Origin of the sequence: Teichococcus vastitatis (assembly GCF_003604215.1) — a bacterium.
In the GTDB taxonomy this organism is placed as follows: domain Bacteria; phylum Pseudomonadota; class Alphaproteobacteria; order Acetobacterales; family Acetobacteraceae; genus Pseudoroseomonas; species Pseudoroseomonas vastitatis.
The window spans coordinates 1-684 of record NZ_QXGS01000211.1 but is presented as its reverse complement, the minus strand read 5'-3'; the positions used below and the strand labels follow the sequence as shown (position 1 = coordinate 684).

Annotated in this window: 1 pseudogene; it reads right to left on the bottom strand. The window is 64.0% G+C overall.

The annotated features are described in order from the left end of the window. Nucleotides 1-77: 77 nt before the first annotated feature. Nucleotides 78-482 (bottom strand): annotated as a pseudogene (locus D2K64_RS25870) (transposase); the annotation flags it as partial. Nucleotides 483-684 lie beyond the last annotated feature (202 nt).

Below are 684 nucleotides of genomic sequence, written 5' to 3'. Positions count from 1 at the left end.
TCTTGGCGGGGACACGCCAGCCTAGCCAGTCACCCGCCTCGCCGCCTACACCCGCCTCAGATGGCCAAAGTCGAGCTCAGGGGCGCCTGGTCGTCGCGGCCGGAGCGGTCGCGCTGTGAAGAGCGGTGGAAGCGCAGGGCCGCGCATCCCCGGCGTTCGCTCACCCCGAACCTGTCCTGCACGTGCCGGACAAGGTCGCGCCGACGGCCAGGCGTCAGGGCTTTTCTGCCAGCACCTCCTGCAGCATGGCCTTGTCCAGGCTGAGGTCGGCCACCAGGCGTTTCAGCTTGGTGTTCTCTTCCTGGAGCTGCCGCAGCTGCCGCAACTCCGAAGGACCCAGACCGGCGTATTTCTGTTTCCAGCGGAAGAAGGTGGTCCTCCGACAAACCCATCTTGCGGCACACCCCGGCCACCGCCGTGCCCAGTTCCGCCTGCTTCAGGGCCACGGCGATCCGCACTTCCGTGTCGTGGTTCATCCGCATCAGCCCAGCCTCCGTTCAGGTCAACAATCCTGCCGGAAAACTCTCAGAATGGGCGGACCAGTTTCCCGGTTTAAGGTCAGATCACCGCCGCTAACCGGCTCGGCCTCCTCCATACGAATCACGATTTATACCAAATCCCATTGATCAGAACCCATGAGCCCATTCGCGCAGGCCGATGGACATGATGCGCCAGGGCTGATCG